Annotated in this window: 12 protein-coding genes; 11 read left to right on the top strand and 1 reads right to left on the bottom strand. The window is 32.6% G+C overall.

Translation table 11 applies throughout. The features are described 5' to 3' along the window. The 11 genes from A3EM_RS0135505 to A3EM_RS0135450 form a co-directional block, all read left to right on the top strand. On the top strand, window positions 1-342 hold a 342-nt coding region (locus A3EM_RS0135505; protein WP_026210788.1), incomplete at its 5' end, for a hypothetical protein. A 48-nt stretch (window positions 343-390) separates the two neighbouring features. Beyond that, window positions 391-1,665 (top strand): glycosyltransferase family 2 protein, encoded by a 1,275-nt coding sequence (locus A3EM_RS0135500; RefSeq protein WP_020533013.1) that lies wholly within the window; start codon window positions 391-393, stop codon window positions 1,663-1,665. Between the two features lie 91 nt (window positions 1,666-1,756). Then, entirely contained in the window at window positions 1,757-3,271 is a 1,515-nt protein-coding gene (locus A3EM_RS0135495; protein ID WP_020533012.1) for an O-antigen ligase family protein, read from the top strand. Next, entirely contained in the window at window positions 3,250-4,344 is a 1,095-nt protein-coding gene (locus A3EM_RS0135490) for a glycosyltransferase family 4 protein (RefSeq protein WP_020533011.1), read from the top strand. Before A3EM_RS0135495 ends, A3EM_RS0135490 begins: the two co-directional genes overlap by 22 nt. Before the next feature lie 27 nt (window positions 4,345-4,371). Beyond that, a complete protein-coding gene (locus A3EM_RS0135485) occupies window positions 4,372-5,439 on the top strand; it encodes a glycosyltransferase family 4 protein (RefSeq protein ID WP_020533010.1) in 1,068 nt (355 codons plus the stop codon). Between the two features lie 9 nt (window positions 5,440-5,448). Then, the gene (locus A3EM_RS0135480; RefSeq protein ID WP_020533009.1) at window positions 5,449-6,765 is read left to right on the top strand and encodes an oligosaccharide flippase family protein; all 1,317 of its coding nucleotides are present in this window, start codon (window positions 5,449-5,451) and stop codon (window positions 6,763-6,765) included. Continuing rightward, window positions 6,762-7,664 (top strand): glycosyltransferase family 2 protein, encoded by a 903-nt coding sequence (locus A3EM_RS0135475; RefSeq protein WP_020533008.1) that lies wholly within the window; start codon window positions 6,762-6,764, stop codon window positions 7,662-7,664. The genes A3EM_RS0135480 and A3EM_RS0135475 overlap by 4 nt, the downstream gene beginning before the upstream one ends. An 86-nt stretch (window positions 7,665-7,750) precedes the next feature. After that, on the top strand, window positions 7,751-9,055 hold the full coding sequence (locus A3EM_RS0135465) for a glycosyltransferase (RefSeq protein ID WP_020533006.1): 1,305 nt from the start codon (window positions 7,751-7,753) through the stop codon (window positions 9,053-9,055). A 154-nt stretch (window positions 9,056-9,209) separates the two neighbouring features. Next, window positions 9,210-9,647: an acyltransferase gene (locus A3EM_RS48420; protein WP_281169845.1), complete on the top strand. Its 438-nt coding sequence runs from the start codon at window positions 9,210-9,212 to the stop codon at window positions 9,645-9,647. A gap of 21 nt (window positions 9,648-9,668) precedes the next feature. Then, complete coding sequence (locus A3EM_RS0135455; RefSeq protein ID WP_020533004.1) at window positions 9,669-10,580, top strand: glycosyltransferase family 2 protein; 912 nt, start codon at window positions 9,669-9,671, stop codon at window positions 10,578-10,580. 307 nt (window positions 10,581-10,887) lie between these two features. Further along, window positions 10,888-11,991, top strand: coding sequence for a glycosyltransferase family 2 protein (locus tag A3EM_RS0135450; RefSeq protein ID WP_342663077.1), 1,104 nt, complete (start codon window positions 10,888-10,890; stop codon window positions 11,989-11,991). A gap of 119 nt (window positions 11,992-12,110) precedes the next feature. On the opposite strand, the gene A3EM_RS46640 is transcribed toward A3EM_RS0135450, so the two are convergent. Then, on the bottom strand, window positions 12,111-13,091 hold the full coding sequence (locus tag A3EM_RS46640; RefSeq protein WP_020533002.1) for an ATP-binding response regulator: 981 nt from the start codon (window positions 13,089-13,091) through the stop codon (window positions 12,111-12,113). Window positions 13,092-13,578: the final 487 nt, after the last annotated feature.

The raw sequence follows: 13,578 nt of genomic DNA, 5'->3' as shown, positions 1-13,578 counted from the left end.
ATCTCGAATTCACAGATTGAAAATAATGGGAACAGTAATAGCATCAATGGAGGTTTAAAAATTATCACGGTTGATCAGGATCAAAGTACTTTTTTATACACCTGTTCAATAAAAAACAATTCTGGTAAACAAATGAAAAATGATGTTCACCAGGTAGCCTACCATAATAGTAAAAATTATTTACAAATTCAGGATAGCGATTTTACACACACCATTTATTTTTCAGAAGAAAGTGGGGGACAAAATTTAGTGCTCGACAGTAATGGGGATAAAATTAAACTAATCGATAAGATTAACTATAAGACCCTAATTAATTTAGCTGATCATTCCTTTCCAAAATGATTAAATCAACCATTTTGGAATAGTTAAACCAACCCAAAAGTTAAAAATATGATATTAAGTATAATCTTATATACTATTGGAATTTACTTTCTAGGTTATTCCATATATTGGTTTGTTTCAGTTCTAATTGCTTATCTGGTAAAAAATAAGGTGAGTAATTCAACTGAATTAAAACCTCCAAAAGATATATGGGTGATATTACCCGCATATAACCCCAATTCCCATTTATTAAAAGTTGTAGAGTCAATAAAAAAAGCTGAATCGACCCATAAAATCTGGATTTATGTTTTATTACAGGAAAATAAAACCATAAACCCTTCTTCCTTTGAGCAGAAGGATGACATTTTTATTGAAGAAAAATCATTTAAAAATTTATCCGGAAACCCCTACCACAATGCTTTACAATTTATTGTTGGCCGATTGGAGGAATTAGAAATAAAGAATGGCTTTGAATGTTCACATATTGTTTTGTTAGATAAGGACAACGTGGTCGATAAACAATTTTTCAATAAACATATCACAGGTATAAATGCAGGATTCAATCTAATTCAAGGACAGAGGAGATCTTATAAATCGTCTTCAATTTCACAAGCCTATGATACTATTTCAGAAGGTTTGAATGATTTAATGTTTAGAGTTTGTAAAACAAAATTGGGGTGGCCGATTGAAATTAGTGGGAGTGGATTTAGCTGTGAGAAAAAAATATTTGCAGATGCCGTAAATCAGTTGGATAAGCGAGCACCTGGAATGGATAAAAATTTAATGGTTCAGCTTCTTAAGCAAAATAAATCTATTAAGATGACCTATGAACCTCAAGCATTTGTCTGGGATGAAAAAACCAGCAAAATTGAAGATTTAAAAAAACAGCGATCAAGATGGTTTGGTAATCAATATTTTAATGCCTATTACCATTCAGTACCTTTATTGTTAAGAGCGTTTAAATTTAGGAAATTTAGCATAATTGATTATGCAATTACCCTCTGGCGTCCCCCAAGGAGTTTTCAGTTGTTTTTATTACCATTATTTGCTGCGATTGAGTGCTTTTATTACGTTAATTATAATAATTTTTATACCCATATTCCAATTTTCACCCTAGGATTTGGATTCCTTGCTTTAGCCATAATTTTATCATTGAATTATCTGAAGGCATGGTCACATGCCAGAAAAATCATATTTGCAATACCAAAAATTACTTTTAATAATTTACTTAGTATCAGGTCCGGAATAAGCAAAAAAAATCAAGGGAATTTTGTAAATACAGCCCATGAGGAATTGAATTTTGAAAACCAAAATAATGCTCTGGAAGAAAAAAGAGCTGCCTAAAGTTAAGTACAATTGCCAACTGAAAATTATCCTTTCACCTTAAAACGATAATGGGAATTTAAGAAATTTCTGATTTTGTTTAGTTACATTCATGAAAAACCCTAGCTCTTCCATATTGAATTATACTGGCAGATTGTTTGGAAATCCAGTTTCAGCATGGTTGTACAAACACGTTTTTGAAAGACAGTTAAATTCAATTTGGGGGTATCTATTTTTATTCTTGCTCACATTTATGGTAAGTTGGCTAGTAGTAAAAGTAGGTTGGTTTATTGGGATTTTAATTGCTGCAGCAGTAATTGGAGGGCCTATTCTGTTTTCTACTGTTTTTAAAGTGGAGTTTGGGATTAAATTAATGCTCATTATTGCAGTCTTCATGAGTGTTTTCTTAAAACTACTACCGAATATTCCAATTGGTTTGGTAATGGATAGTACCATTCTTATGATGATGTTGGGTATTACATACAGGGCCATAAAAAAAGGTGAATGGAAACCTTTTCAAACCCCAATTACCGGGGCTATTTTGCTATGGATGTGTTGGCATTTAATCGAAATTGCCAATCCCATTGCAGCCTCAAGAGTTGCCTGGTTCTATGTTGTAAGGCCTGCCGTTGGGTATATATTATTATTTTTTGCTGCATATGGATATTTAAATTCAATAACCAGAATAAAAGGGCTTGTTTACTTAATAGTAATATTATTTGCTTTATCTGGTATTTGGGGAATAGTCCAATTTATTTTTGGCTATTTTCCATTTGAGATGGAATATATCGTAAGTCATGATGCGGTTCACCTTGTTTACATTCAAGGAAGGTGGAGGTCTTTTGGGACCATGGGTTCTCCTGCACAATTTGGAGTTATTATGGCTTATACCTTAATATTTTGTTTTGTGCTGGTGAAGGTGAGGTTTGGAAAATACAGCAAGCTTTTCATGATATCCTCTGGCATTATTTGTACCATGGCATTAGTTTACTCAGGAACCAGAACAGGGGTAGCTTTAGTGCCAATTGGAATTATGACTATAGTAGGTTTATCAAGGAGTGTCAAATTATATTTAATTTGCATTTTTGGTGGTATTATCATGATTGGGATAATCAATATGCCCACAGATAATTATCATATCAAAAGAATCCAGTCCACTTTTAATGCCAGTGAAGATGAATCATATAAAGTAAGAGAAAGAAATAAAGAAATGATTACACCCTGGATTTTAAGTCATCCTATGGGTGGTGGCTTAGGTTCAACAGGGGTTTGGGGCCAACGATTTTCACCAGGAACATTTTTAGCAAACTTTCCTCCCGATTCTGGTTATGTCAGAATTGCTGTGGAAATGGGTTGGATTGGCTTATTAATATATATTTTCCTATGGATAAATATTTTAATAAAATCAGTTTTTCCCTATTGGAAAATGAAAAACCCAGAATTGAAAACAATTGCCTTGTCAATATTTGTCTCGATTGTACCTCTTATTGTAATTGAAAGTGCTCAGGATATAGTTGGAAAACTTCCATCCAACCTTCTATTCTGGGTACAATTAGCCATTTTATTTAGGGCAATTGAATTAGATCTAAATGAACAAAAGGAATTATGCGAGAAGACAGTAAAATAGCGATGGTGACTTGCCAACATTTTCTTTCGGGAATTGGGAATTACAGCAAGGAAATAACAAGACACACAATGGAAAAGTATCCCAATACTAATCTTTTCAAGCCATATAAAAAAGGGCATCTTGATGAGTCTTTTCATAAAAAAAGCTGGATAAAACCAATTTACTATAAATCGATAGGAAATTTACATCCCTATATTTTGCCATTCTTCATAAGAAAAACTGTTGATTTATCGGCTGATTTATTCCATGCTCACTGGTTTCTTTCAGGGATAGCTTTAACGCTACTAATGAAAAAACCAACAGTTATTACTATGCATGATGTTTCACTATTACATGTTTCGGAAGTAAATAGTACCTATTTAAAATATTATAATTGGGCAATTGAAAGGTTTAAAAGAAATAGGATTCCTTTAATTGTAGTTTCTGAATCCGCAAAAAAAGATACAGTGAAATACGCTAATTATCCGGAAGAATTGGTGCATGTGGTTTATAATGGAATAGATCCAAAGAAATATTTCCCACAACCAACACCAGGGAAAAATACCAAAAAATTCACCATTATATATTCAGGAGGGCTTGGGAAACGGAAAAACCTTGAGCTCTTATTGAAGGCCTACAAGGAATTAGAAAAAAAGTATGATTTTCTTGAACTTAAAATTGCTGGTGCATTTCCAGAAAGAACCCCCTACCCTCAATTGGCAAATCAATTAAAATTGAAAAATTGCAAATTTACAGGCTTCATTCCTGATGAGGAGATGAACAATTTTTACAATTCCGGAGATTTAATGGTATATACCTCTGAATATGAAGGGTTTGGTTTTGCTCCTTTGGAAGCTATGGCCTGTGGAGTTCCTGTATGTTCTACAAATGGAGGTTCTTTAGGTGAAGTGAGTTTGGGTGGAGCTTGTCAAATTGAGTATGATGTTTTTGATATAGTTAGTAAAATTTCCCTTCTAATTGACCAGGAAGAACAAAGAGAAAGGTTAGTGGCCAAAGGGAAAAAATGGGTAAAGAACTTTACCTGGGAAAAATGTGCTTCGCAAACAATGGAGGTTTACAAACAATTATTTTGAAATTAATATTTTGAACAGTCTAATTATATGAAGGTTACATTTATTTCATGTTTAACTAAAAATTGTGGTATAGGTAGGTATACAGATGAATTAACTAATGCTATTCACAATAGAGGTATAGATGTAACCCTTTTTCGGAAAGATGGAGGGGATCTCAACTACATTAAAAATTATCCTTACAGATCGTTTAAATGGTTGAGGCATTATGTAGCGCCATATTACCTAAGTAAAGCCATAAAAAGCTCTAAGAGTACAATTTTCCATGCAGATTATGTAGATGCATTAACTGCATATAGATGGTCTGGGAAGAAAAAGTCCGGTGCTGTAGTTACAACAGCCCACGATGCAATACCTTTTAAGTTTCCCGGTGGAAATTTAGAGATGAAATATTACCGTTATCATGTGAACAATGCTACCCGTATTTCTGATAAAATTATAGTAGTTTCAGAAAAGTCAAAAGAGGATTATGTCTACTACACAAGAATTAATCCCGATAAAGTTGAAGTGGTTTATAATGGAATCAATCACAGTTTTTTTTATCCTGATGCAGTAAAGAAAAGAAATAAAGTTTTCACAATACGCTATATTGGGGGCCTTGGAACAAATCATAAAAATGCTCAGGCCTTAATTGAAATAGCGAGAATTCTTGAAAGTAGAAACATCGAATTTCAATTACAAATAGGTAGTGGTAATGCCCATTTAACACCCTTACCCAAACTTGCAGAGCAATATCGATTAAAGAATGTAAAATTTGTTGGCTTTGTTCCTGACCAAGAAGTTAGGCAATTTCTAGCAGAAGCAGAATTATTTCTATTCCCCAGTCTTTATGAAGGTTTTGGATTTCCACCCCTTGAAGCAATGGCATGTGGAACTGCTGCTCTTTCATCAAAGGCAGGTTCACTGGAAGAAGTTTTGGGTAATGGAGCAATTACAGTAGATCCAAATCCTGAAGCCTTTGCCACGGAAATAGAAAGGCTAATTAATGATTCTAAAGCTTTAAACCTACTCAGGGAGAATGGTTTAAGACAAGCTCAAAATTATACATGGGAAAAAGCCTGTACTGAAACACTAAATATTTATAATAAACTAAATTAACTCAAACTTATGTTGCCAACGTCAAAGATTCTTTGGGCTTTAGTCAATAACCTTGTTGAACTTTCAATAGGGTTTGGAACTATTGTACTGGTAACCAGACAGTTTACAAGCGATGAGGCAGGAACATGGATATTATTTACTTCTATTTTTTTATTACTTTCAAAGCTAAGAGAAGGGTTTGTACAAACTGCTTTAGTCAAATTTTCTGTGGGTGTAGAAAAGGAAGAAAGAAATAGTATCCTAAAGAGTAATTTGATCATTAATATGTGCTTGGAGATAGCATTATCCACTATAATTTGGATAATTGGAATGATGGACTTTTTCCCTTCGATTAGTGAATTGCTGGTGAGATATCCCATCTATGCAATTCCCTGGTCTATTTACCGATGGATATTAACCGTTTTCCGTAGCCAGTTAAACGTAAAAATAATATTTAAAATCAATACAGTCATTTTAATAAGCCTTTCTGTGGGAGGAGGATGTTTATTTACTTTCAATTGGCCCCTGGAATTTATGGTAATAATTTTGGGTGTATGCAGTTTTAATGCTTCATTATTGGGATTATATCTGATTAATACCAAACAATTTTTAAAGTCAAAAATTAATTGGAAACATTTCAAAAAACAATTTTACTTCGGCAATCATGGTATTTTAAGGGAATTAACAGGGACATTATCAAATAGAATTAATGTTTTTTTAACTGCTGGTTTTCTTACCTTTTCTGATACCGCATTATTAGGTGTTGCGCAACGGTATACTCAACTGGTTTTATTACCCAACACGGCTATTCAGTCACTATTATTTCCGAAGGCTTGTGAGATCGCAAATTCAAAAGATGTCGCTTTGTTGAAGCAACTATTTGAAGGAAATATTGCCAGATTATTAGCCGTTTTTATCCCTTTGGTAAGTGGAATTAGTTTATTTTCCCATTTCCTGATTACTTTCCTGAATGGCCCAGAATATGTCCCGGCAGCTGGATTATTGGTCATAATGATAGTAACTATCGGATTATTTGCTCCATTTGGTAATGGCTTTGGAAGCATGGTAAATGCTATTACCAAGCCTCACCTTAATACTCAGGTAGTGGTAGTAAATAGCATCATCAATATTATCCTATCAGTGATATTAGTAAAAAATATTGGAATATATGGTGCTGTGATCGCTCCTTTCCTAAGCGAATTAATTGGATTTATATGGATTGGCAAAATTTTAAAAAAGGAGTTGAATATTGATTTTATAAATTGTTTTCAACAAATCCCTACCCAATATAAAATCCTATTTGTCAACCTTAAAAAATTTATTTCTAGTAAAACTGTGTCCATATGAATAAACTTATTTCAGTTATAGTACCCACATATAACAGATGTTCACTTTTGTGTGAGCTTCTTAATTCTTTACTCCATCAATCCTTATTATCTCATCAATTTGAAGTTATTATTGTTGATGATGGATCTATAGATGATACACAAAAGACCGTGAAAGAATTTCAAGGAAAAATGTTCAATTTAGTTTATCTTGAGCAAACAAATAAAGGTCCTGCAGCAGCTCGAAATCATGGAGCCAGCCAAGCACAAGGAAAATATATTGCATTTACAGATGATGACTGCATTCCTGAATCTACCTGGTTGGAAAATGCAGTAGAAGCCATTTCCCAACCTAATATTGATGGAATTCAGGGAAAAACCTTTACCGACCAAAGAAAAGTAAGGCCATTAACCCATCAAATTGATAACCAGAAAGGACACCCTGCTGTACCAACTTGTAATCTAATTGTAGATAGGAAATTGTTCCTTAAGGTAGGTGGGTTTGATGAAGAATTTCCTTTTCCACATAATGAAGATGCCGATTTTGCCTGGAGATTTAAAGAAATTGGAAATATCATTTTCAATGATAAAGTTTCTGTGTTTCATCCCCCACGAAAAGAGTCATTTTTGAAATTATCAAAAAGGATGAAAATATTAGAAAGTGAGTTTTTATTGTATCACAAATCCCCGGAATTGTACAAAGTAAATAGAAATACTTCTCCCTGGAAAACCATTTATTATGAAGTTTTCTGTATCAACATTTTAAGACATTTTAAATCAAATTTTAAGTACTTTTTTAAACCCTTAGTAATGATTTCGGGGATGCTGCTACACCTGATTTGGTGGTATGATTTAATAAAGTTATACCCAAAATTTAAGGTAGCTGATAAGTTTTACCAGCTAAAGTTTAAGGATGTATAAAAGTCGTGCAAATCAGGTTATCTTGAATAATTTTTTTGCTAAAAAATTGATTATCAATAAACTAAAATATTTTTTATTAAAAGGATATGACTAATTTCGACCAGCTACCAGTTGTGATTCAGGCGCTTCCAAAATGGGATGCAGCTTATTCTTCTGCAGCTTGTACAATAGCCAAACATTTTTCAAAGAAAAGGATGGTATTTTATATTGAACATCCATTTACCATGAAAGATGTTTATTCCAAAAAATTTAAGACCCAAATCGATAAAAGGAAGAAAATATGGAAAGATAATACTTTATGTTATGAACGACCTTTCAGTGATTTACAAAATTTTATTGCCATATATCCAAGACCGGGTTTTCCATTAAATATTTTGCCAAACAGCTTTGTATTTAATTGGCTTCAAAAAATAAATGAAAAAAGAATCTGGCAACAGATTAATCCAATTTTTGAATTGTTTGGAGTCCAGGAATTTATTTACATTAATTCTTTCGATCCTATTTTTAGCGGGTGTTATTCAAATAAAAAAGCAGCTCTCAAAATTTATCATTGTGTAGATAATATAGCTGGTGAAAAATATATAGCTAAACACGGTATAAAAGCAGAAGTGAAGGTTGCCAAAGAGTTTGATATGACCATTTCAACTTCTAAGGCCTTACAACAGAAAATGCTTTCATTTAATAGTAATTCCTATTATGTAGGGAATGCTACAAACTTTCTATTATTTGATAAAGCAGCATCTAAACCAACAAAGGAATTATCGAATATTGTAGGTAAAAAGGTTATTTATACAGGAAATATTGGCCTGAGGATAGATTATGAATTAATTCGTAAATCAGCACTTATCAATCCCGACTTACAATTTATTTTTATCGGACCTATAAATCACAGGGAGTTTAAAGGGCATAAATTAGAACATATTGATAATATACATTTCCTGGGTCCAAAGCCTTATGAAGATTTAGGTAAATATCTGGGTGAAGCGGATGTCTGTATTATTCCGTTTTTGTGTAATGATCTTACAAAATACATCTACCCACTGAAAATTAATGAATATTGGGCGGCAGGTAAACCTGTAGTTACAAGTCGGTTTGCAGATTTCGGGGAGCATGAAAAAGAAATTTACACTTTTAAAAACGCTGAAGAATTTGGTGATGCCATTAGAAAGGCAATAAAAGAGGATTCCACCAAAAAAATTGCTTCGAGAAAAAAAATAGCCTCAGTTAATACTTGGGAAAATAGAATCCTTGAGTTTGAAAACTTAATATCCATCGCCTTAAAAAATAAAATTTCAACACAAAATGGTACTAAAATCTATAATAAAAGGAAATCCTTTTTTAAAGAAAATAGCGCACAGAATCATTATTCCAAAAGGGAAAAAACAGCCTAGAAGTTTTATAAAATATTTAGTTAATCCTTTTGTACACAAAAGAGGTAGGAGATCGAAAATTTGTAGAAGTGTCCGAAAGGATTTATTTCCATTCCGAAAATTCATTTTAGGCAATAATGCTGTAATTGAAGATTTTTCCACTTTAAATAATGGAGTGGGCGATCTAATAATTGGTAACAATTCCAGAGTAGGTATTGGCAATGTTTTAATTGGCCCGGTGGAAATTGGAAACAATTGTATTCTTGCTCAGAATATTGTGATTTCAGGATTAAATCATGGATATGAAGATCCCCTGATCCCAATCAAAGACCAGCCAGTTATGACCAAACCAATATCAATTAAAAATGATTGTTGGATTGGAGCAAATGTATGTATTACAGCTGGAGTTGAAATTGGAGAACATTCTATAATTGGAGCAGGAAGTGTTGTAACAAAATCAATTCCCCCCTTCCACGTAGCAGTGGGAAATCCGGCTAAACTGGTTAAAAAGTATGATTTTGAGGCTCGTACCTGGGTCAAAATACAAAAAGAACAAAAAGGAAGTACTTTCACTCCTGTACTTAGTGTAATACCGAATAAAAAAGCAGTGTGAGAAAAATTAAACCTAATAACAATGAATAAAATAAACCAAAATCCTCAAGTTTCTATAATCACTGTGAATTATAATCAGACTCAGGTTACATGTGAATTCCTAGATTCATTGGAAAAAAATTCATTCAAAAACTATGAAGTTATTGTTATTGATAATGCTTCAATTGAAAACCCAACTTCTACAATTCTATTAAAATATCCTTGGGTAAAGGTGGTCACAAGTGAGGAAAATTTAGGTTTTGCTGGTGGAAATAATTTAGGGATCAAAATAGCGAAAGGAGAATATTTATTATTTGTAAATAATGATACTGAAATTACCGAGAATTTTTTTGAGCCCTTAATTCACCAACTTCAATCCAACCCAGATGTTGGAATTGTAAGTCCAAAAATTAAATATTTCTCTCACCCTGAGATCATTCAATACGCAGGTTTTTCAAAAATTAATTCTATAACTGGTAGAAACCGAACCATTGGTAAGAAGCAAAAAGATTTGGGCCAGTTTAATGAACCAACGAATACTCACTACGCGCACGGGGCAGCCATGATGGTCTCAAAAAAAGTGATTGATAAAGTAGGAGGAATGCCAGAAGCTTTTTTTCTTTATTACGAAGAAATGGATTGGTGTGAAAAAATAAAAAGAGCCGGATTTAAAATTATGTACGAACCTAAATCTCTGATTTTTCACAAAGAATCAATTTCGGTTGGGAATAAGAATCCTTTGAAAACTTATTACCAGACCAGAAACAGAATTCTTTTTATGATTAGAAATTTCGGAGGATGGAACCTACTTGTTTTTGCCTTCTTTTTTATATTTCTTACTGTACCAAAATGGAGTGTCACCTATTTGGTAAAAGGCGAGATTTCATATCTAAAAGCATTTTTCAGAGGAATTTTCTGGCATTTCAAACTAGAAAAGGTTCCGATTGGTCATTAGAAACAAAACAAAAAGTTTGGTTCCACTCTTCAGTGAAATTCCTGTTCATAAAAATTATAATTTCATAGTACTTGTTCTAATCTGAAAAATAATTAAGACAGTAAGGCAATCATCTTGTGAAAAGAATAAATAGAAACACAACCCTATTTGTTAAGCTGCTTTTCATAAAATGGTAGGCTATTCTTCCCTAGAAAAATCTATTCACTTTAAACAAAATATTTATATGGAATATGTTTTTTGGTTCGCATTATTTTTACTTTTCTATAGTTATTTGGGCTATGGGTTAGTTTTATTTGGTTTAATAAAATTGAAAAGGATATTTTGGAATGGAAAGAGGAAGGTTTCCCAATACCAAGGTGATGACCTCCCTGAAGTAACGCTGGTAGTAGCTGCTTATAATGAAGAAGAATTTATTGAAAAGAAGATTAATAATTCCCTACAACTTGAATATCCTGAGGATAAATTAAAGTTTTTATTCGTCACCGATGGTTCCAATGACAGAACTCCTGATATTGTGAAAAAATACTCTCAAATTAGGCTTTTTCATAAACCAGGTCGGGAAGGTAAAATCGCTGCCGTTTCCAGAGTAATGCCAAATGTGGATACTCCAATCACTGTTTTTTCTGATGCTAATACTATTCTAAACGAAAGGGCCATCATCAATCTGGTGAGGCATTTTAAAGATGAAAAAATTGGGGCAGTAGCCGGGGAAAAAAGAATAGAAAAACTTACCGAAGATAATGCGTCTGGTGCTGGAGAGGGTTTTTATTGGCATTATGAATCCAAACTTAAAAAGTGGGATGCTGAGCTTTATTCTGTTGTGGGAGCAGCAGGAGAGCTGTTTTGTATTAGAACTGCACTTTTTGAAGATGTACAACCAGATACACTGATAGAAGATTTTGTAATGACAATGATAATAGCCAAAAATGGTTATAGAGTTTTGTATGAACCAGAAGCAACAGCAACAGAATCTTCATCAGCATCCATTAAAGAAGAAACAAAAAGAAAAATCAGAATTGCAGCCGGGGGTATTCAGGCAATTTTAAGACTTTCATCAATTTTGAACATCTTTAGGTATGGATTACTTTCATTTCAATATATTTCGCATAGAGTTTTAAGATGGACATTAGCACCTCTATCAATTCCTATAATATTTATATTTAACTGGTGGTTAATAATTTACAATCCGGTATTTATTTACAAAGCCTTTTTTTTAGGCCAATGTCTATTCTATCTATTAGGATTGATCGGGCAACATTTAGAAGCAAAAAAAATAAAGTTTAAAATATTCTTTATCCCATATTATTTTTTAATGATGAATTGGTGTGTATTCATGGGATATAAAAGGTTTCTGCAGGGGAAACAATCAGTAATTTGGGAAAAGGCTGAAAGGAGAAAAGTAACAATTTAACAACTAATCCTCATCACCAAATTTGGCATTTTATCCTTTAGCCATAATAACATCATTTTTCCAGCTATAGGGTAAAATACCCAAAACACACTTTATTTTAACAAAGTAAAAGTGTTACTTTAAATAGGGACTGAAATGGAAATGGAGGTTCCTATGCCTATTTTACTTTCAATTTCAAGGTCACCTCTAAATGGTTGTAACCTGGCCATCATATTCTTTATTCCTCTTCCTTTTGCAAGTGTATTTTTATCTGATCCTTTGCCATTGTCCTTTACAGTAAGGACAATTTTTCCCTTCTCCTGAGAAATAAAAATTGTGACAATTGAGGCTTCTGCATGCTTTAAAATATTACTAATGCATTCCTGAACTAATCTGAATAGCGCATTTTCTAAATTTATATCCAGATCTAAATTTAAGTTGGCGCTAAATTTAAATCTAATGAAATCCTGAATATTAAGGTTATTGCAAAGTAATTCAATCGATTGACAAAGTCCTTTATTTACCATTCCTAGGGGGGAACCATTGTAGGCAATAGTTCTTGTTTCCTCTATGGCAGCATCTAATTGTTGCTTTAATTTGGAATACAGTTCCTCCTTAATATCATTATCACCCAATTGTTTTTCAATTCCTATCACGGTATACTTTATACCCAATAACACCTGTTGTAAACCATCGTGCAAGTCTTTTGCATATCGTTTTTGCTCTTTTAGAATTATTTCTTTTTCGGTCTCTTTTTTCCGTAAGAGCCGGGACTCGATAGATTGCAAAAGCTCCTCAATTTTGAAGGGCTTTGTTATATAATCATCTGCACCCAGATTTATCCCCTTTCTGTGGTTTTCTCTTTGGGAAAGTGCAGTTAAAAAAATAAATGGAGAATTGGCTATAGATTTAGTCTCTCTTATCATTTTTAGGAAATCGTAACCATCAATTTCTGGCATCATAATATCGCAAATAATAAGATCTGGTTTGATATTAACAGCCTTAAGATAGCCCGATTTTCCATTCTGAGCGCTAGTTACTTCATAACCTTTTAAGGATAAAATTTCTTCTATACTTTCTCTAATGTTTTTTTCATCCTCTATTAATAAAATTCTTGCCATGGGAAAAATGATCTATTTTTCTTAAAAAAGTAGCTTCAAATGGTATAGTTAGCAAAAATTTATTAAAGCTTAATAATTAGTATAAAATAGCATTTTGAAGAAACAAACTTTAATATTGTTTTGTTTAAGTTATTTTCAAATAACAATAATATTAATATAATATTTCTTAAGACTATATAAAAAATACTATCTATGTTTAAAAGTAAAATTGATTAAACAAGTAATATAAATACTTGGAAGTGAGTTGAATCATACCGTAATATTCTATCAATTATTTAATAGAAGGAAGCCTCGCTGGACCTTTAAATTAAGGATATTTTAAGATGCTTTACTTGAGACGGCCCTTAAGCAGTTCTCTATTTCATTGCCAAGCTCTCTACAAAAATCGGTAATGAGGAGAACACTATTGTCCACTTCTTCCTTTTCCAACTCTTTCTTTTGGGCAAGTTTATTTTTAATGGATTCCAGTTCAATTAAAAAACTTTTA

The sequence above is a fragment of the Flexithrix dorotheae DSM 6795 genome (genome assembly GCF_000379765.1).
Classification (GTDB): Bacteria; Bacteroidota; Bacteroidia; order Cytophagales; family Flammeovirgaceae; genus Flexithrix; species Flexithrix dorotheae.
The sequence above is the reverse complement of the archived record's forward strand: the minus strand, read 5'-3'. Positions and strand labels throughout refer to the sequence as shown.